17 protein-coding genes are annotated in these 18,381 nt (G+C 60.3%); 8 read left to right on the top strand and 9 right to left on the bottom strand.

Features of this window, described 5'->3' with window-relative positions; translation table 11 throughout:
• The first annotated feature begins 158 nt into the window (after positions 1 to 158).
• A complete protein-coding gene (locus CD351_RS00515) occupies positions 159 to 1,535 on the top strand; it encodes an O-antigen ligase (protein ID WP_111990816.1) in 1,377 nt (458 codons plus the stop codon).
• 25 nt (positions 1,536 to 1,560) lie between these two features.
• Here the strand turns inward: CD351_RS00515 and CD351_RS00510 are convergent, their stop codons facing one another.
• The 4 genes from CD351_RS00510 to CD351_RS00495 all read right to left on the bottom strand — a co-directional run bounded on the left by CD351_RS00510 (position 1,561) and on the right by CD351_RS00495 (position 6,470).
• Positions 1,561 to 2,541, bottom strand: coding sequence for a glycosyltransferase family 2 protein (locus tag CD351_RS00510; RefSeq protein WP_111990815.1), 981 nt, complete (start codon positions 2,539 to 2,541; stop codon positions 1,561 to 1,563).
• 12 nt (positions 2,542 to 2,553) lie between these two features.
• On the bottom strand, positions 2,554 to 3,429 hold the full coding sequence (locus CD351_RS00505) for a glycosyltransferase family 2 protein (RefSeq protein ID WP_111990814.1): 876 nt from the start codon (positions 3,427 to 3,429) through the stop codon (positions 2,554 to 2,556).
• 92 nt (positions 3,430 to 3,521) lie between these two features.
• Positions 3,522 to 5,732, bottom strand: coding sequence for a polysaccharide biosynthesis tyrosine autokinase (locus CD351_RS00500; RefSeq protein ID WP_111990813.1), 2,211 nt, complete (start codon positions 5,730 to 5,732; stop codon positions 3,522 to 3,524).
• A gap of 12 nt (positions 5,733 to 5,744) precedes the next feature.
• Positions 5,745 to 6,470 (bottom strand): polysaccharide biosynthesis/export family protein, encoded by a 726-nt coding sequence (locus CD351_RS00495; RefSeq protein WP_234027169.1) that lies wholly within the window; start codon positions 6,468 to 6,470, stop codon positions 5,745 to 5,747.
• Between the two features lie 313 nt (positions 6,471 to 6,783).
• Here CD351_RS00495 and CD351_RS00485 point away from each other — a divergent pair, with 313 nt between their 5' ends.
• The gene (locus tag CD351_RS00485; protein WP_111990811.1) at positions 6,784 to 7,344 is read left to right on the top strand and encodes a hypothetical protein; all 561 of its coding nucleotides are present in this window, start codon (positions 6,784 to 6,786) and stop codon (positions 7,342 to 7,344) included.
• On the opposite strand, the gene wecB is transcribed toward CD351_RS00485, so the two are convergent.
• From wecB to CD351_RS00465, 4 genes are all read right to left on the bottom strand, one after another.
• The gene (gene wecB / locus CD351_RS00480; protein WP_111990810.1) at positions 7,341 to 8,486 is read right to left on the bottom strand and encodes a non-hydrolyzing UDP-N-acetylglucosamine 2-epimerase; all 1,146 of its coding nucleotides are present in this window, start codon (positions 8,484 to 8,486) and stop codon (positions 7,341 to 7,343) included. The two genes, CD351_RS00485 and wecB, sit on opposite strands and share 4 nt — an antisense overlap.
• Positions 8,483 to 9,787 carry a UDP-N-acetyl-D-mannosamine dehydrogenase gene (wecC, locus tag CD351_RS00475; RefSeq protein WP_234027168.1) on the bottom strand — a complete coding sequence of 435 codons (1,305 nt, stop codon included), beginning with the start codon at positions 9,785 to 9,787 and terminating at the stop codon, positions 8,483 to 8,485. The genes wecB and wecC overlap by 4 nt, the downstream gene beginning before the upstream one ends.
• A gap of 109 nt (positions 9,788 to 9,896) precedes the next feature.
• On the bottom strand, positions 9,897 to 10,379 hold the full coding sequence (locus CD351_RS00470; RefSeq protein ID WP_111990809.1) for a glycosyltransferase: 483 nt from the start codon (positions 10,377 to 10,379) through the stop codon (positions 9,897 to 9,899).
• The gene (locus CD351_RS00465; RefSeq protein ID WP_111990808.1) at positions 10,376 to 10,834 is read right to left on the bottom strand and encodes a glucuronosyltransferase; all 459 of its coding nucleotides are present in this window, start codon (positions 10,832 to 10,834) and stop codon (positions 10,376 to 10,378) included. Before CD351_RS00465 ends, CD351_RS00470 begins: the two co-directional genes overlap by 4 nt.
• 116 nt (positions 10,835 to 10,950) lie before the next feature.
• Between CD351_RS00465 and CD351_RS00460 the strand changes: the two genes are divergently transcribed.
• The 6 genes from CD351_RS00460 to CD351_RS00435 all read left to right on the top strand — a co-directional run bounded on the left by CD351_RS00460 (position 10,951) and on the right by CD351_RS00435 (position 16,948).
• The gene (locus CD351_RS00460) at positions 10,951 to 12,030 is read left to right on the top strand and encodes a CaiB/BaiF CoA-transferase family protein (protein ID WP_111990807.1); all 1,080 of its coding nucleotides are present in this window, start codon (positions 10,951 to 10,953) and stop codon (positions 12,028 to 12,030) included.
• Positions 12,031 to 12,038: 8 nt separating this feature from the next.
• The gene (locus CD351_RS00455; protein ID WP_111990806.1) at positions 12,039 to 12,488 is read left to right on the top strand and encodes a MaoC family dehydratase; all 450 of its coding nucleotides are present in this window, start codon (positions 12,039 to 12,041) and stop codon (positions 12,486 to 12,488) included.
• A 42-nt stretch (positions 12,489 to 12,530) separates the two neighbouring features.
• Complete coding sequence (locus CD351_RS00450; RefSeq protein ID WP_111993503.1) at positions 12,531 to 13,163, top strand: exopolysaccharide biosynthesis protein; 633 nt, start codon at positions 12,531 to 12,533, stop codon at positions 13,161 to 13,163.
• A gap of 79 nt (positions 13,164 to 13,242) precedes the next feature.
• Positions 13,243 to 15,174 (top strand): DUF3604 domain-containing protein, encoded by a 1,932-nt coding sequence (locus tag CD351_RS00445; RefSeq protein ID WP_234027167.1) that lies wholly within the window; start codon positions 13,243 to 13,245, stop codon positions 15,172 to 15,174.
• On the top strand, positions 15,171 to 15,959 hold the full coding sequence (locus CD351_RS00440; RefSeq protein WP_111990804.1) for a peptidyl-prolyl cis-trans isomerase: 789 nt from the start codon (positions 15,171 to 15,173) through the stop codon (positions 15,957 to 15,959). Before CD351_RS00445 ends, CD351_RS00440 begins: the two co-directional genes overlap by 4 nt.
• Positions 15,956 to 16,948, top strand: a complete 993-nt coding sequence (locus CD351_RS00435; RefSeq protein WP_111990803.1) for a HupE/UreJ family protein — start codon at positions 15,956 to 15,958, stop codon at positions 16,946 to 16,948. Before CD351_RS00440 ends, CD351_RS00435 begins: the two co-directional genes overlap by 4 nt.
• On the opposite strand, the gene CD351_RS00430 is transcribed toward CD351_RS00435, so the two are convergent.
• Positions 16,945 to 18,378: an efflux transporter outer membrane subunit gene (locus CD351_RS00430; RefSeq protein WP_111990802.1), complete on the bottom strand. Its 1,434-nt coding sequence runs from the start codon at positions 18,376 to 18,378 to the stop codon at positions 16,945 to 16,947. The two genes, CD351_RS00435 and CD351_RS00430, sit on opposite strands and share 4 nt — an antisense overlap.
• Between the last annotated feature and the right edge of the window lie 3 nt (positions 18,379 to 18,381).

The raw sequence follows: 18,381 nt of genomic DNA, 5'->3' as shown, positions 1-18,381 counted from the left end.
ATTGCATGTCCCCTGAAGAAACGCTCGCACATCTTGGAGTGGAATGGCTTCGCTAACGGTGCTAGCCAGTCGGACTAACGGCTTACGGCAATGTCTTGGTCGTCTAGCATGTTGTTGAGGTTTGAGGGAAACCGGGGCGGGCTCATCCGCAAAGACGTATGAACAACACTCAAAGAATTCGCCAGCCGTTGCCGGTTCGCCGGCAAGTTGCCTTTGCGCAAAAGCCGGATCGCAGCAGCGTGGTCAGAGTCGGCCTGGCGACGGTGCTCCTCTATCTCATTCTCGTGCCTCAGCAATTCAACATCACACTAGGCAGCTTCTACCTCTCGCCATACCGCATTTTTCTGCTCGGTGCGACGATCTACCTGATGACGAGCGCCCTCAGCAAGAATCTGCGCTTTGTGTGGCCCGACGTGTTTTTGATCCTTTCCATCATTTGGATCACACTCGCCTCCTATATGACCAGTGGACTGCTAACGACCGCGATGGTTCAGGGGGGCTCTCACCTTGTCGATATCGGTCTAGCCTATTTCCTTGCCAGGGCGACAATTCAATCCCCGACCGATCTTCGCCGTTTCCTGATCCTTGCCGCGCCGGGTGTGGCATTTACGGGCGTGATGGTTTTTGCAGAGGCGGTCACCCACCAGCATATTGTTCAGTCTATTGCTTCTGCTGTGACGGGCAATCCGGGCCCGGTGCGTGCCGACGTGCGGTTAGGCTTCATGCGAGGAATGGCGTCATTCCCGCACCCGATCCTTGCAGGTATTTTCCTTGCAAGCTTTGTCCCGATTTACATGCTTTCCGGCCTTCGAGGCCTGCCAAAGTTTCTCGGCTGGGTTGGATCGATGTTCGCAGCATTTACGATGAGCTCTGCTGCGCTTTTGGGGCTTGTCGTCGGCCTGGCTATGTATGGATATGACTGGCTGACGGAACGGTTTTTCAATCTTACTTGGCGATTGTTTCTGTCCTTTACTGGACTCGCTTATGTGGTCATCGAGCTTTCAAGCAACACGGGCTTTTATGGTCTCCTTGTTCGTTACGCCTCGCTGAATTCGGTGTCGGCGTACAACCGTGTCCTGATCTGGAAGTACGGTTCTCAGAACGTTGCCGAAAATCCGTGGTTCGGCATCGGTTATGCGGATTGGGACCGACCCGACTGGATGCACTCTGATTCATTCGACTGGTTCTGGCTTATCGTGGCGCTGCGCTTCGGCATTCCTGCAACCGTTTTTATCCTTGGGGCAGCCATGCTGGCGATCGGGACGGTCGCCTGGAAGTCACGGCAGATGGCGGCCGCAGATGCGCGCCTGCTCCGGGGCGTCGCAATATCTCTCGGCGTATTTTCACTTGGCTTGAACTCGGTTTCGCTCTGGCTCACCACTCTTGCATGGTACTTCATGCTGGTCGGGATAGCAGTCTCGCTTGGCACGTACACTCAGCGACAGGCGCGGCCAGCGGGACGCCGTGTAATGATTTGGAAGCCGCATCCGGCAGAAGGCGCGCCTCCTGCACGAAGACCCCCCGCGAGAGCCTAGCTTGAGATCGTCGGTAGTTCGGCGCTCAGTCTCTATGGATACGAGTTCGGGCGAGAAGGCCTTTTTCAGGGTGATAGCCATGCCGCCAAAGCCAAGGTCGCAATGCGATAGAGCGATGGCTCGTCCCAACAAGACGATAGTGTGGTTTCCATCGGCCAATCAGCAGCCCAACGAGGTAACGCTGCCAGGCTCCAGCCCACAGCAGAAGAAATGCAAGCACCTGGTCCAGCTTTCTCCAGTGCAAACGCGCAAACTGCATGGTTCCCGCAGCGCGATAGAGCAACCGCATCTCGGAAAGCGGTTCGCCATGACCAAGGTCATGATAGCCTCGCGCTTTGCCAATTCGCCAGAAGCTGTAGCCTCTCTGGCCAAGCCGATAGAACAGGTCGACTTCCTCGCTGTAGAGGAAGTAGCTCGCATCGAGGCCAGCGACCTCGTCCCAAGCGCTGCGCGAGAACATGACAAAGCTGCCGCTTAGGACCTCGACACGGGTGTCGCGCGTAAAGTCCTGATGGATCGCGCCAGCAGCACTTGATCGACCGATGACGCGGCTTGCCATCTCGCCAAGGGAGGGCAGGCAAACGGTGTTGCTGAGATCGGGCTGCGCATCCCGGTTGAGAGTAACCCCACCCCATGCAGCTGCCTCATTGTGCTTGCGGGCGCCCTCCATGAGCGCGTCGAGCGCGCCTGCCTCAAGTTCGGCATCCGGATTGAGTAGGAGCAGATATTCGCCCCTTGCCTGCGATGCGAGCAGGTTGTTTCCCGCAGCAAAGCCGACATTGCCCTGACTGGGCACGATGCGAACCCAGGGAAATGTGTCTTTCACCTGAGCTTCGGTCGACCCGTCGCCATTGTCTACGAACAGGACTTCGAAACTTTGGTTGATGCTGGCAGGTTCAATTGATCGGAGGCAAGCGTCGATCACGTCGGTAGAATTGTAGGCGACAACCAGAACGCTGATCGACGGTTCTTCGCTGGCAGATTTTGAGTGAGATGAGGGGGCCATATGCTGCGTCACTCATGCTTGCCTGGAAGTGAGGTCGCGGGTCCATGAGGCGCCCCGGCCCCGCCACGCATCAAGGCGGGCCTGAAGCCGCGCGAGCACTTTCATCGAGTAGAAGACAGCTAGGTCAATCGGCGATGCTCCCGAACGAAGCGCCACGCTCAATCCCTGCTGACCTGCGAGACTGGTCATGAATGAACTTGGATGGTTTTGCCGGACCTCGCTGTTGCCGATCTGCCTGCGCGCCTCGACCTTGATTTGTTGAGAGGCGGTGCGCGGAGGGCGGACGATTGAAAACACCGGATCGCCTAGAGGCGTTTGGGTAATCATGCGCTTGGTGTCATCGGCAAATCGGGTGTGGATCCAGATATCGTCACCGATTATCGGCGGAAACTCGCCAATCTGATCAATCGCAGCCCGGGAAAGGCCATAACAACCTGCGCCGCCCTTGCCGGCCTTGGCGTAGGGCTGCTGCGCCCACGCCCGATAATAGGCTTTCACGAACCAGTTGCATCGATCGAGGTTGAGCCTGATGGCGGGAGCCGCAGTCATCACCCCTGGGGCATGCAGCGCGTCGGCAAGCGCAGCCAGAGACGTGTGATTGCATTCAACGTCAGCATCGAGAATGATAACCGGCGCATGGCTGGCGATGCGAAGAGCGGCGTTGATCGCGCCTGTCTTGGAGCCCTCCGGAAGAGCCAGAACCTGCGCAGAGGGAGCGCTCGCCTTGGCAATTGCAACTGTGCCGTCGGTGCAGCCATTGGCCGCGACGATAACCTCCATTGGGTCGCCGGGCGCCATGCTGTCAGTCGCTGTTGCAAGGCAACGGGCGATGACAGCTTCTTCGTTATGCGCCGGAATTATCAGCGTGAAGGGCCTGACTTGGGTCACGGGATCAATCTTCCAAGACCTCTGGCGCAAATGCTTTGCTTGGATGGCGAACGGAGGGGGCTTGGCCAGCCGCAACCATCACGAGGCAAGCTCTACTTGTCCGAACCGTACTCGTAATAGTTGTACTGGTAACCGTAGCCTTGGCCAGCCTCGAGCGCGCGGTACTTGGTCAGGATCAGACCGAGCACATTTGCTCCCGCTGAGCGCAAGCGCTTCACCGCGTTGCGAGCCTGCGCGAACGGTACCTTGTTCGCTTCGAGAACGAAGATCGTGCCGTCGACGTTGCGCGCCAGCGTTGGAGCGTCAGCGAGCCCCAGAACCGGGCATGAATCGAACAGGACCAGCGAATATTCGTGGCGGACCTTCTCGATGAACTGGACCATTTCGTCCGAGGAAAGGATCTCGGCCGGATTGGGCGGGATCGCCCCGATGGGCAGAACTTCGAGATTGTCATGTACGCCTTTGACGACTGTCTCCTCGAGAGTGGCGTGGCCCATGAGCACTTCGACGAGGCCTACCTTGGGCCGTTCAAGCTCAAGCAGGGTCGCAACCGATGGGCGGCGAAGATCGGCATCAATGAGAAGCGTCCGGCGCCCTGAGCGGGCAAACAGTTCGGCAAGCACAACCGCGGTGGTCGACTTACCCTCGGACTCGTGTGTCGATGTCAGCTGGAGGACGTTACGACTGCGAGGAAGGGAGAACTCGATCGCTGCCTTGATCGACGCATAGGCCTCCATCAGCGAAGTGAAGTTGTTCGAACTTTCGGAATCGATGTCTCGCTCATCCACGTGCGGGGTATGCCCGATAAGCGGCAGGTCGATTTTCTGCTCTACCTCATCAAGCGACCGGACGCGGTCGTCGAACATCTCGCGAAGTACCGCGAGACCGGCAGCAAGGCCAATACCCAGAACGAGCGAAAGCCCGAGGTTCTGGATCAGGCTGGGCGCATACGGTCTGCCGGGTACGAGCGCACTTTCGATCTTGGTCATCGTGCCGCTATTGGCAGTTGCCGCACTGCTGATCTGGTTAAAACGTGCAAGCAGCGATTGAAGCTGTTCACGCAGCGCGTTCGCTTCACGTTCAAGCGCGCCCAGCTGAACCATCTCGTCCTGCTCAGCCATCGAACTGCTCGAAAGCGATCCCAGTTCAGCTTGAAGCGCTTGCTCCTGATTGCGCGCGACTATGTAGGCGTTGCGTACGGTCGATTTAATATCCGCACTGCTGCGCTCAATCTGCGCGTCGAGGATTTCGATCTGCGCGATCAGGTTCTGGATCTGAGGGAATTCGTCACTGTAACGCTGACGCAATTCGGCCAATTCCGCGAGCTTGCCGGTACGGTTCGTGATGAGGCCCTGCAGGACAGGGTTGTTTTGAACCTCGGGAAGCTGCGCTGCGGGCAGGCCTTCCATCGAACGCCATTTCTGCTCAGCAGCGATACGGGCTGCGCGCGCATCGGCGAAACGCTGGTTGATGCTTGCGAGATTGACGTTGGTGAGTGTGGAATTCGACTGAGTCAAACCGTCAGCAGAAGTGACCGGCTGCACCACGATGCCGGTGTTTCTTGCGTAGGTGTTAGCGCTACGCTCTGCTTCTTCCAGTCGGCCACGAACGATTTCGATCTGGTCGCGCAGATATTCGATCGCGTATTCATTACCCTCGATAGTTTCGCGGGTTTCGGACGAAATGAACGCATCTGCATAGGCGTTGGCCATCTCTGCCGCGAGAGTTGGATTGTCCGAGCGAAATCCGATCGGGATGACCCAGCTCGTCGCAGGAATTTCCGATGTAACGCCCCGGACAAGAATGGACGTCGCTATCGCTTCCTTGGCCTCGAGCCATTGCTCATCGGTCATGTCAGGTGAGCGGCGCTGGTCGATATCCTGTCCAAGCAGGTCGTAGCGCTCGCCGAGGTTCCGCTCCTTAACGACCACCTCTGCGATGCTGCGGCTCTTGATCAGCTCGACTTGCGTTGCGAGGAATTCGCCGACCTGGTTGCTGGCGATCCCCTGCTCGACATCCTGACCTTCAAGAATGAAGGCGCCATATGGCTCGACGCTGACCTTGGCGGTGGCTTGATACATCGGCGTTGACAGCAGTGTCATGATCAGGCCGACGGTCAACGCCGACAGGATCACACCGACCAGAAGCCACCGTTGCCGGAAAAGGATGCCACGCACCGTCGCCAGGCTGATAAGCTGCTGACGCGGCTCAGCCGGGACCATCTGGTGTTCAGGCAGATAGGTCTCAAGCCAAGTGCCACGGCCATCCGGTTCGGACGGGTCGATAATAGAGCGGTCGTTCATTTCTTACATCAATTACCGGACTGCAGCGACACCGAAGACGCCAAATGCGGGCAGTGCCTGCAGCAGGTTTTGGTAGAATACGGACAGGCCGTTCGTGCCCATAACCACGCGGTCGCCCGGCTGGAGCACGGGGTCAAGCATGGTGCCCTGGCTCACCTGTTCGTAATCGAACTTGGCGATCATGATGCCTTCCGGGCTTTCACGGAAAACAGCCACTTGTTCTTTCTTCGCGACGTTGGTCGGTCCCTTGGCCATCGCAATCGCGGCGGAGAGACGCGAGCCGGGCTGGAACGCGAAAACGCCGGGTTCTTCGACCGCGCCTTCGACCGTCACGAGGTGCGATGCGTATTCAGCGATATTCACACTGACCATCGGTGAACGGAGGCCCGCAGCGAGAAGACGGCGAGAGACGTCTTCCTCGAACTGTTTTGCGGTCATGCCGGAAGCCGGGATCGTGCCGAGCATGGGCAGTGAAACCGCCCCATCGACGCCAAGGCGCACATTCTCAATCGACAGGTCCGGTTCGCGGAAAACGTTCACCGAAATCTTGTCCGAGGGGCGCAGCATATACGTGGTTGCGCGAGTGTAAGAGTAACCAGCCTGACCAAGATCGGTGCGCGCCTGTGTCGAAGCCGGTCCAATGATCGGCTCAGGCGTGGATGCACAGCCCGCAAGAGCGACAGAAGCCACGACGGTGACTGCTCCGAGGCGTTTGCTGAATGATTTTTGCAAAGTCACAAATTCCCCCTAACTAAGGTCTTCCCCTTAGACCGCGGCCTTGGGATGTGCAACCGCTTTGCCGCGGGGCGAAGGCGGTGATCCGTAAGCCGAATGTCTCGAATCGAGACGGCAAAAACCATAAATAATGCGAAGAAATGACCACCGGACCGGCATCAGCGCGTCGGCAAGATTGGCGATCGAAATCCATGGTGCGCTTGCGCATTGAGGCAGACCCTCTATCGCGTGACGCCAATCGTAGAAGTTTCGCGAGACCGGAATATGAAGCCCACGATACCTGTGATCGCCGATGCCTCGAATGTGGGTGGTAAGCGTGGCTGAAACGCCGTCGATCCTGAGCATGCTCGCCGCTTGCCTGTATGCCGTGGTGATCAGCGCTTGTGTTCTTTCGTACATCGAAGCACGCAAGGCGCGTCAAAATCCGCTGCACGGTCGCATCTGGATCGCGATCGCGGTGATCTTTGCATTGCTGATCCTCTCACGTCTGCTGCTGCTTGAAGACGCGATCAGAGCGGATCTGCGCGAATTGCTCAAGGCCAGCCAAATCTTCGCCGCGAGACGCGAGATGCAGGGCCCGTTCATTGCAGCCGCTTTGGTCATTTGCCTCCTTGTAGCTTTTGGCGGAGCCTATCTCACGATGCGCAAAATCGTCGGACGACGCGACCGCGCGGTGGCGATCGCAGCCACCAGTTGTGCGGTGATGTTGGTGATTGTCGCGATGCGGATAATCTCGCTGCATGCGATGGATGCATTGCTCTATGGCCCGCTCAAGTTGAACTGGGTCGGAGATTTGGGCGCGAGTGCAGCGATCATTGCTGCCGCCACCTTCTACGTATTGCTCTTGCGCGGCCGGTTAATGCCAAAGGCGCGCTAGCCGTGTGCGTGGCGGTCCGCGACGATGTCGGCAATCTTCTTGCTGGCGAGGCCGTCACCATAGGGGTTATGGGCCTGCGCCATGGCGTTGTATTGCGCGCCATCGTCAAGCAGGGCTGAAGCTTCCGCGACGATGCGCTGCGTGTTTGCGCCGACAAGCTTTGCAGTCCCTGCCTCTACACCTTCCGGGCGCTCTGTCGTGTCCCGCATAACCAGCACAGGTTTCCCGAGGCTTGGGGCTTCTTCCTGAATGCCCCCGGAATCGGTGAGCACAATCTCGCTTAGCTCCATCATCGCGACGAAATTCGGATAGTCGAGCGGATCGATCAGAGCGATGTTAGGAATATCACCGAGGCTCGATTTCATCACGTCAGCCACGTTGGGGTTAGGGTGGACCGGATAAATGATCGCTACGTCGCCGCGTGATGCCAACTTGGTTAGCGCTGCTGCGATCTGCTTCATGCCATCGCCAAAGTTCTCCCGCCGGTGGGCCGTGACGCAGATGATCCGGCGGCCCTCGAACCTTGCTGCGAGATGCCCGACGATCGGGGCGAGTGCGGGGTTGACCCTGATCTTGGCTCTGGTTTCCAACAGCGCGTCGATAACAGTGTTTCCGGTAACGTGAATTGTGCTCTCAGCGACATTTTCTGCACGAAGCGCGTCGGCTGCCGAACTGGTCGGAGCAAAGTGCAGATCGGCCACCGCGCCCGTTACCTTGCGGTTCACTTCCTCTGGCCATGGCGAGTAGATGTTGCCGCTGCGAAGCCCTGCCTCGACATGGCCGACGGGGATGCGGCGGAAGTAACAGGCGAGCGTCGCCATCATGGTGGTCAGAGTGTCGCCATGTACCAGAACTCGGTCGGGCTGCGCTGTATCGAGCGCTTGCCCAAATCGCGTGATGATCCTTGAGGAAAGGGCATCCAGGCTCTGTCCCGGCTCCATCAGGTCGAGGTCGATATCCGGCGTGATATCCGCAAGTTCAAGCACCTGATCGAGCATTTCCCTGTGTTGGGCCGTAACGGCGACTTTCACATCGAATGCGTTCGAGGCGCGAAGGGCCGCGACGACCGGGGACATCTTGATCGCTTCAGGTCTGGTCCCGAAGGTCACAAGAATACGCGGTTTCCCGCCCGGCGGGCTCATTCCTTGAGCATTCCGCGCGTGTCGAAGACCAACTTGCCCGCGAGGTCCGCCGGGAGCAGGTGTTTGAAGGCTGTATGATCGACAAGCACAACGATGACTTCAGCGGTGGCGAGCGCTTCGTCAAGTTGCACCAGTTGCGCCCCGGTCCCGGCAAAGCCCTTTGGCAGATCATCTGCAAATGGCTCAACCACCAGAATGCGCTGACCGCGTGTCTTGGCAAGGCTCAGGGCGATTTCGAGGGCAGGGCTTTCGCGGAAGTCGTCGATATCCGGCTTGAATGCCAAGCCAAGCAGGGCAACCTTTCCGCCGGGAACAGCATCCAGCAGACCGCGGATCCGCCGCTCGGTATAGGTTGCCTTGAAGTCGTTCACTTCGCGCGCTGTGCGGATGAGCCGCGCAGCCTTCGGAGAGCTAGAAACAAGAAACCACGGATCGACCGCGATGCAATGCCCCCCGACCCCTGGGCCGGGCTGTAGAATGTTGACTCGCGGGTGCCGGTTTGCGAGCGCAATGACATCCCAGACATCGACCCCCAGATCATCGGCAATCACGCTGAGTTCATTGGCAAATGCGATATTTACGTCGCGGTAGCTGTTTTCGGTGAGTTTGACCGTCTCGGCAACGCGGGCATTGGTGATAAGGCAATCGCCTTCGACAAAGCTCGAATAAAGGGCGGCTGCACGTTTGGCGCAATCAGGTGTGATGCCACCGATTACGCGGTCATTGTGAACGAGTTCGCGCACGATCTTGCCCGGCAGAACGCGTTCGGGACAGTAAGCGAGCGCAATATCGCCGCCCTGCTGAGATCCGTAGACCGGGACCTGCAGATCGGGACGCGCCTCGGCAATGATCTGCCCGACTCTTTCCGTCGTACCGACCGGCGATGTGCTTTCAACGATCACGCAGGCCCCGGGCAGTATTTTGGGCGCAATCGCGCGGGCTGCGGCTTCGACATAGCTGATGTCGGGCGTGTTTTCGTCACTGAGAGGGGTCGGCACCGCAATCATGTAGAAATGCGCGGTAGGCACTTCGGTTGAGGCGGTGAGGCGCTGGGATTCGATGGCTTCACGCACCAGCCGGTCGAGATCGCGTTCCTCGATATGGACGCCTCCGGCATTGACAGTTTCGACAACCTTTTCAGATACATCGACCCCGCACACATTCCAGCCATGGCTTGCAAGAACAGCGGCAGTCGGCAGACCAATATAGCCCAGTCCGACGACCACGACCTGATGGTCGGGTGCAGGCTGGGTTGCCGCATTAGGGCCTATGGCACTGGCGGTATCGAAAGGGGCGTTCATGAGTGTCGGTTTCCTCGCGGCGAATTCGCGCGGTGACCATGGACGCAAAGGGGTAAATATCGCGTTAGGCTTGATTGGCCGAGCGCAAGCCGAACGCCGCAAGCGGGCGTTAGATATTACCGGTTTCTATGAAGCTTACGATTGCCGACTGAAGCCTGGCCTTGGTCGGAGAAAGCGCCGTGCCGGTATTCGCCATTTCCAGGCCCTGGGCAATGCGACTGGCGAGGTGCTTTTCCTCCAGAGCGATCAGGACACCCGGTCGACCCTCAAGATTGCGGACGGTTGCGACCTGATGATCGTTGCGATGCTCTGCGAAATCAAATCGTCTGGGGAACAGAACTATCGGAGTTGAAAGCCGCTGCGCGGTAAGCACGGTGCCGATCCCGGCATGGCTGACGATGACGCGGCTCTCGTCCACCAGCCGTTCGAATTCGGAGGGGGCGATTTTCTCGCGCGCTTCCATATTGGCGGGCTGATAGGAACTGCGCCCGGTTTGCGCGATGACGGGCATGCCAAGGCTCGGCGTGAGCGCGTCCATCGCCTTGATCAGTCGATCGAAGCCCAGCTGCATTCCGACCGTGACCAGGATCACAGTACCGCTCCGCGATACTTGACTGCGCTGCCGTCAGCGAGGTGCTCCCACTGCGTGATACATTCATGCGCTGTGCGCCGCGACAGCTTCCCGCACATGGACAATTGTTCAGCATTGGCAACGCTGTCGATCCAGAGTGTGCGAGCGCCCAATAGGCGTCCGGCAAGAAGGCAGAAATACCCCGGCGCAGCCCCCGTCGACAGGACAACTTGCGGGCGGTGTTTGAGAACGATCAAGAGCGCCCTAAAGGCACACAAAAGCGACTGAAGCGGCTTGTTCTGGTTGCAATCGGGCAGTGTGTCGACGGTTTCGATGCCATGCTGTTTTGCGACCGCGGGATCGGTTGTCGCAAAGCGCAGATCGTATGCTTCCAGGCAATCGCGCAGAAGCATCAATTGCTCCCAGTGGCCGCCACCCGAAGCTGCCGCCAACACTTTCACGCTGGACTGTGTCACTGTGTCTGAGTGTCCCTTTCGAGCGCTGATCCCTTCGGCGCTCCTATGGCGCGGTCTTGCTCTTGGCAAGGTGACGCGGCAAGGAAGCCGCCGAGAGACATTGGGAGACTTTTCGAATGAGCAACGCCGCCGGACCTCTGGTCGGACTGAAAGTGATCGAGTTTGCCGGGATCGGGCCGGGGCCGCATGTTGCGATGCTGCTGGCCGACCTTGGCGCAGAAGTGGTGCGGATCGACCGTCCCGGCGCGATGAGCCTCAACCCTGTTGTCGAGCGCGCGCGCAACCGCGTGACCGTCGATCTCAAGACCGATGAGGGCAAGGCGTTTTGCCGCGACGCGGCGAGCAAGGCCGATGTCCTCATTGAAGGCCTGCGACCTGGCGTGATGGAGCGGCTGGGACTTGGGCCCGATGAGCTTATCGCCGAAAACCCGCGGCTGGTTTATGCGCGGATGACCGGCTGGGGTCAGGACGGACCTCTGGCGAGCGCCGCAGGACACGACATCAATTATATCGCGATCACAGGCGCGCTCGATGCGATGGGCGAGAATGGCAAGCCGCCGGTGCCGCCGCAGAACCTCGTCGGCGATTTCGGGGGCGGTTCGATGTATTGCGCTTTCGGGATCATGGCCGCGCTGTATGAGCGCGAACGCTCGGGCAAGGGACAGGTGGTCGATGCGGCAATTGTCGATGGTGTCACCAGCCTGATGAGTTTCTTCTTCGGGCAGGCCAAGGGCGCTGTGCGCACGACCGAACGCGGCAAGGGCCTGCTCAGCGGCGCAGCGCATTTCTACCGGTGCTACGAATGCGCGGACGGCAAGGAAATCTCGCTCGGCTCTATCGAACCGCAATTCTATGCCGAAATGCTGGCCCGCGCAGGCGCGCCGCAAGAGCTTGCGCAGGGCCAGATGAACCCGGCCAATTGGGGCGAATACTCCGAAAAACTAGCCGCGCTTTTCAAGACGAAGACGCAGGCTGAATGGAACGAGCTGCTTGAGGGGACTGACGCATGTTATGGCCCCGTCGTCGGGCTCGATGACGTGCGCGAACATCCGCACATGAAAGCACGCAAGGCCTATATCAAGCATGACGGTGACTGGCATCCCGCGCCTGCGCCTCGCTTCGACCGCACACCGGGAGCGGTGCGATCAAGCGCCGATGACGGCGCTGATGTGGTCGCTCGCTGGACCAAGGGATAAATCGCGCAATGGCAGGCAAATTCTTCGATGAGTGGCAGGTCGGCGACGAACTGGAGCACGACATCCGCCGAACGGTGACCGAGACCGACAACCTGTTGTTCTCGACCATGACCCACAATCCGCAGCCGCTTCACCTTGATGTAGAGGCCGCGAAAGCGAGTGGGTTCGGGCAGATACTGGTCAATTCGACCTTCACTTTTTCGTTGCTGGTCGGATTGTCCGTTGGCGATACGACGCTCGGAACGCTCGTCGCCAACTTGGGCTTTGACAAGGTGGTCACACCCAACCCGGTCTTCATCGGTGACACGCTTCGTGCGCGCAGCTCGATCAAGGAACTGCGCGAGAGCAAATCGCGCCCGAATGCGGGTATTGTGACGTTCACGCATGAGCTGCTCAACCAGCGCGACGAGGTTGTCTGTCGCTGCGAACGCACCGCGCTGTTGCAGAAAAAGCAATAAATTTGGAAACCTCTTGCGTCGCCTGTGTGTTGAATGGACACCATGGCCACGCAAGACACCAAAGCCCCGAACTCGATCGCCGACGTTATCGACGGTCTCGATGAACTCGCCAGCAGCGAGGAAGAGGTCAAGGTCGCCGATGTACTCGACAAGTTCGGGTCACGCAGTTTTGCGCCTGTCATGCTGGTGCTCGCGCTTCTGGAGATCAGCCCCGTCGGGATCATTCCCGGCGTGCCAAGCTTCCTTGCACTTTGTATCGCGCTGATCGCGGCGCAGCTGCTGGCAGGTCGCGAGCACATCTGGGTTCCCAAATGGGTTGCGCAGCGATCGGTAGCTTCTTCCAAGATGGACAAGGCAACCACGAAACTCGAAGGGCCTGCCGAAACACTCGACGGGGTTGCCAAGGAGCGGCTCGAGGTTCTTGCGCAGGGGCCTGCAATCAGGGTTGCCGCTGCGATCATCATCCTGCTTTGTTTCCTTGTTCCCCCGCTCGAAGTACTCCCGTGGGCGAGCGCCGGCCCGATGCTGGCGATCAGCATAATCTGTCTTGCACTCATGGTGCGAGACGGTCTGGCAATGCTCATCGCCTGGATGCTGGCATTTGGCGCTGTTGGCGGTTTGGCCACGTGGTATCTCGGTTCCGATGCCGCCGGCAGCGGTTTCCTGCCCTTCTAAACAGCATTCTCACAAACTTGACGAGCGTCCGGTGCAGTGTGCACATTACCGTTCGGTAGGCGCATGCGGGGAGAGAGCCATGCGAGGATTCGTGACAAGGCTTTGTGCGACCAGTCTGGTTGCCATGGCGATGGCCGGATGTAGCGGTGAGGCGGAACTTGACCCCTCCCAGACGGGAACGGGCGAAGACACTATCGAGCTCGCTGAATATCCTGATCGTCCCTATTGGGGCGATACGCACCTTCACACCGACAATTCGGTCGATGCTTTCGGGTTCGGGGTACGTCTTGGACCGGAGGCGGCGCTGCGCTTTGCGAGAGGCGAGACCGTCACGGCAACGACGGGATCTGAGGCCCGCTTGGCGCGCCCACTCGATTTTCTTGTCATCTCCGATCACTCCGACGCACTGGGTGCGACACGCAGGCTCTACGATGCTCCGCGCTGGTACGTGAAATGGGTGATCCGCGACGAGACCGTACTGCGTTGGTACGACATGATGCACGAAGGCCCGGAGCAATCGCAGCTTGCCATCGCTGAACTCATCACTGCCGCCGCCAACGATGACATCCCCGAAGCCTTCGCCGATCCCGAAAGAGCGCGCGAGGGAGCGATGGACATCTGGAACACCCAGCTCGGCCTGCTCGATCGCTATAACGAGCCGGGCGTCTTCACCGCTCTGGCAGGGTTTGAGTGGACGCTCATGCCAGACGGCAACAATCTGCACCGCGTCGTGATGTTTCGCGATGGCAGCGACCGGACCCGCCAGACGCTTCCGTTCCCCGGCCTCAACACCACGGCGGAGGAATTGTGGGACTACATGACTGCTTATGAGGAGCAGACCGGGGGACGCGTGCTGGCGATCCCGCACAATTCGAACCTTTCGAACGGCATGATGTTCGAAACGACGACAACCGACGGTTCGCCAATGACAGCGCAATATGCTGCGATGCGCGCCCGGATGGAGCCGGTCGTCGAGGCAACACAGATCAAGGGTGACAGCGAAACGCACCCCTTCCTGTCGCCCAATGATGAGATGGCGGGTTTCGGGGTGAAGGGGTGGGAGCTTGGCAACTTGCCGCTCACGCAGCGTGCGACGCCTGACATGTATGAAGGGTCCTACGTCCGGTCAGCGCTTTTGCGCGGACTTTCACTCGAAGCGCAGCTTGGCGTGAACCCTTACGCATTTGGCATGATCGGGGCGACCGACAGCCACACCGCGTTCGCAACCGGCGATGAAGACAATTTCTACGGGAAACACACCGGTAACGAACCGGCCAACGAAAACCGCGCTGCCGAGCCGCAGAACCTCGGCACGCGCGAGGGTCGTTACGGTTGGCAATATCTGGCGGGCGGATATGCAGCCGCCTGGGCGCGCGGAAACACGCGCGCTGAAATCTTCGATGCCTTTGCCCGGCGCGAGGTTTACGCGACGACAGGGCCGCGAATGACGGTGCGCGTCTTTGGCGGCTTCGACTTCACTGCGCAGGATTGGGACGGCGACTGGGTGCGCGCTGGCTATACGCGCGGCGTTCCGATGGGCGGTGAGCTTGAAGATCGTGGATCATCGCCAAGCTTCCTGATCAGCGCGATGAAAGACCCTGACGGGGCAAACCTCGACCGGGTTCAGGTGGTCAAAGGCTGGCTGGATGCATCGGGCAATGCGCAGGAGCGGGTCTACGATGTCGTCTGGAGTGACATGGCGAGCCGCATCCGGCGCGGGGGCAGGGTTCCGGCGGTGGGCGATACGGTCGACAGGGCCAGGGCAACCTACACCAACGACATCGGCGCAGGCGAACTTCGCACCACCTGGGTCGACCCTGATTACAGCCCGGGGCAGCGAGCTTTCTACTACGTGCGCGTGCTCGAGATTCCGACACCGCGCTGGACCTTGTTCGATGCGTTGCGCTTCGGGATCACGCTTTCAGAAGAAGCGATGGAAGATGCGGTCGCACAGGAGCGCGCCTACACTTCGCCGATCTGGCTGAAGCCTGCCTCGTCGGAGGCGCCATGACGCTTCCGGGTTGGGCGCGCGAGCCGCTGATCCATTTCCTGGCGCTTGGTGCTATCATCTATGTGGCACTCACATGGGGCGGCACGCCTGTCGATCCCGCCTCGCGCATAATTACGGTTGGTCCGGAGAGGCAAGCGCAACTGGCATTCGGTTTTGAGCGCATGATGGGACGCGCTCCCACCGATGCCGAACTTGACGCAGCGATAGATCGGTATGTTCGCGACGAGGTTTTGTACCGCGAGGCCTTGCGGCTGGGTCTGGATCAGGGCGACGCAGTGGTGCGTCAGCGCATGGTGTCGAAGATGGACATGTCGGCCAGCCTCGCCGCAGAACTGGCCGATCCGAGCGAGGCCCTGCTGCGGTCCTATTTCGAAGAGAATGCTGCCCAATATGCGGGCGAGCCTCGCCTGACATTCGAGCAAGCGCTGTTCGCCACCGAGCGCGACGCGCGACGGGCGCTCGCCGCTGGATCTGTCGAAGGCAGTGCGACGAGCCTGCCCAAAACTGTCACCGCCATGAGCGCATCGGAAGTGCAGGCTCGCTTTGGCGAACAGTTCGGGCGCAATCTCGCCGAGTTGGAAACCGACGATGCGTGGCAGGGGCCGATCCCGTCCGGCTTTGGCTGGCATCTCGTCCGGTTTACGCAGCGAACCGCTCAGGACCCAAAGTTCGAGGCGGTTCGCGAGCAAGTCGTCAATGACTGGCGAAGCGCCGAAACCGCCGCGCGAAAAGAGCGCGCCTTCGAAGTGCTTCAAGGCGCCTACCGGATAGAGATCGACCGGTGATCCGTGTCCTGCTGCTGATCCTGATGGCGCTTGTCGCAGCGCCGGCTTCGGCCGATGAGCTTCGCCCGGCCGTTATCGAACTGACCGAGCGCGAGCAGGGTCAATGGGCGCTTGAATGGCGGCTTCCGGTCGCAGCGACACGCGCAGCGAACGCAGCGCCTGTCGCTCAGCCGGTGATCCCTGAGAGCTGCGAATTGCTAGGCGAGCCTGCGCGGCGCGCCGCTCCTCTTGCTCTTCTTGGCCGAGCGAACCTCAAGTGTCAGGGGACGCTTGCCGGAGAAAGTTTCGGTCTGACGCAGCTTATCGGAAATGCAGATGCGATCGCACGGGTCGAGCCGCTTGATCGTCCTGTTCAAACCTTCCGCCTGACTTCGCAGGAGCCAGCGGCGATCATCCTTGCCGAGCCGGATGCCTGGCAGGTTCTTCGCGATTACTTCGTGATCGGGGCCGAGCATATCCTGCTCGGCTGGGACCACCTGCTGTTCGTCATCGCGCTCGTCCTGTTGGTCCGCGCACCCTGGCCGGTGGTCAAGGCTGCAACTGCGTTCACCGTGGCGCATTCGATCACGCTGGTCGCAACGACGTTCGGCTATACCGGCCTGCCCAGTCGCCCGGTAGAGGCACTCATCGCATTATCGATCGTGTTCCTCGCGGTCGAGGTCGCGCTGGTCTTGCGAGATCCCGACCGGATGACGATCACCCGGCGCTATCCTTGGGCGGTGGCCTTCGCTTTCGGGCTGTTGCATGGCTTCGGATTTGCAGGAGCGCTTGCGGACATCGGCTTGCCACAGGGTGAAATCGCGACCGCTTTGCTCGCATTCAATCTGGGAGTGGAGGCAGGCCAGTTGCTTGTCATCGCCTTCCTGCTTGTAGGTTTGGCCGCGCTGATCCGGGCTGCACCGCGCTTCGAAATGCCAACGATGAAAGTCGCAACCTATCTGATCGGCGCAACAGGAAGCTTCTGGCTGATCGAGCGTGTGATAGGTTAGCTTTCGGCGGCGCGCTCACCTGCGCGCTCGCCGCCCAGCGCCTGCCAAAGCAGAATGCGCGCGCGCTCTGCCCGGCCCAACGCTGCTGCTGCCCGCTCACCGCTCGCATCGGCTGCGCGGCGCGCCTCAAGAACTTCGAGGAAACTTGCAAGCCCTGCGCGGTACCGATCGTTTGCAAGATTCGCCGCTCGTTGCAATTCGTCGCGTTCCTGCACCGCAAGCGCCGCTTCCTCGTCGCTCGCCGCGATGAGGCCATAGGCAGCCTCAGCATCGCCCAGCGCCTGAAAAACTGCGCCGCGATAGGCCTGGAATGCGACACGCTTGTTTGCCGCTGCACCGTCGATCTCAGCCTCGATCCGCCCGAAATCCAGAAGCGGCGCTGCGATGCCCGCAGTCAGGGTGCCGACAACCGAATCCTCGCTGAAGAAATCGCCTGCGTTAAAGGCAAGCAGGCCGATCACCGCCGACAGGGATAGGCGCGGGAAACGTGCTCTTGCAGCAGCGGCAAGGTCCGCATCGCTCGCTGCAAGCTCGGCCGCAGCAGCAACGACATCGGGACGGTTCGCGAGAAGTTCGGAAGGCAGGGCAGCCGGGGCGGTCTGTGGGGACAATTCGGGTCCGCCGAGCGCCAGCGCTGCGCTCACATCAGATCCCGACAATCCCGTCAGCGTGATGAGGCGCCCGACGATCCGCACGCGCTCGCTTTCGAGCGCTGCAAGCCGCGATCTTGACGCGCTTGCCGCCGCTTCGGCGCGAACGCGGTCGAAGCCCGGTGCAATCCCTGCGTCCTCGCGGGTGCGTGCAAGAGAGGCGAGCTGGGTGGCCGCTTCGACGTCGCTCTCGATCGCTTGACGGCGCGCTTCGAGAACGCGCCAGTCGGTCACGCTGCCTGCGATTTCGGCCAGCAAGGCAAGGCGCACGGCAGAAGCGGAAGCGCTGGCAGAATCGATCCGTGCAATCGCGGCGCGTTCCTGTGCGCGAAGCCGTCCGAACAGGTCGGCATCCCAGCTGGCTGTCAGATTGGCGGCGTAGGATAGTTGCTCTGTGTCGATCGCCTGCGCAAACGGGTTGTCGGCACCGAACTGGGCGGGATTGATCCGGTTGCCGGTGACGTTGCCATCGACGCCGACATTGGGAAGGCGTTCTGCTCCCGCACGGCGCGCTCCGGCACGCGCAGCGTCGACGCGGGCCAGCGCCTCGCCAAGGCTGGGCGCTCTCTCGACAGCCGCCTGCGAAAGCGCGGCGAAGGCAGGGTCCTCGCTGGGAAGCAGCGATGCGAGGGTCGTTTGTGACGCAGCGTCGGGCGAATAGAAGAAGTCTGAAGGTAATTCGGGCGTCGGTGTCGCGATTTCGGGCGCAGGGCCTGCAACGCATGCTGCCAATGGCGCGGCCAGCGCGAGCGATAGGAGGCGGGGAGAGAGCGGACGCATGGC

This window comes from Erythrobacter sp. KY5, assembly GCF_003264115.1.
GTDB lineage: Bacteria > Pseudomonadota > Alphaproteobacteria > Sphingomonadales > Sphingomonadaceae > Erythrobacter.
This window is presented reverse-complemented; position numbering and strand designations above follow the sequence as displayed.

Bases quoted from the DNA above. Each gene is read 5' to 3' on its own strand.
- CD351_RS00515 (WP_111990816.1), top strand. From the start codon at position 159: ATGAACAACACTCAAAGAATTCGCCAGCCGTTGCCGGTTCGCCGGCAA.
- CD351_RS00510 (WP_111990815.1), bottom strand. From the start codon at position 2,541: ATGGCCCCCTCATCTCACTCAAAATCTGCCAGCGAAGAACCGTCGATC.
- CD351_RS00500 (WP_111990813.1), bottom strand. From the start codon at position 5,732: ATGAACGACCGCTCTATTATCGACCCGTCCGAACCGGATGGCCGTGGC.
- wecB (WP_111990810.1), bottom strand. From the start codon at position 8,486: ATGAGCCCGCCGGGCGGGAAACCGCGTATTCTTGTGACCTTCGGGACC.
- wecC (WP_234027168.1), bottom strand. From the start codon at position 9,787: ATGAACGCCCCTTTCGATACCGCCAGTGCCATAGGCCCTAATGCGGCA.
- CD351_RS00460 (WP_111990807.1), top strand. From the start codon at position 10,951: ATGAGCAACGCCGCCGGACCTCTGGTCGGACTGAAAGTGATCGAGTTT.
- CD351_RS00455 (WP_111990806.1), top strand. From the start codon at position 12,039: ATGGCAGGCAAATTCTTCGATGAGTGGCAGGTCGGCGACGAACTGGAG.
- CD351_RS00450 (WP_111993503.1), top strand. From the start codon at position 12,531: ATGGCCACGCAAGACACCAAAGCCCCGAACTCGATCGCCGACGTTATC.
- CD351_RS00445 (WP_234027167.1), top strand. From the start codon at position 13,243: ATGCGAGGATTCGTGACAAGGCTTTGTGCGACCAGTCTGGTTGCCATG.
- CD351_RS00440 (WP_111990804.1), top strand. From the start codon at position 15,171: ATGACGCTTCCGGGTTGGGCGCGCGAGCCGCTGATCCATTTCCTGGCG.
- CD351_RS00430 (WP_111990802.1), bottom strand. From the start codon at position 18,378: ATGCGTCCGCTCTCTCCCCGCCTCCTATCGCTCGCGCTGGCCGCGCCA.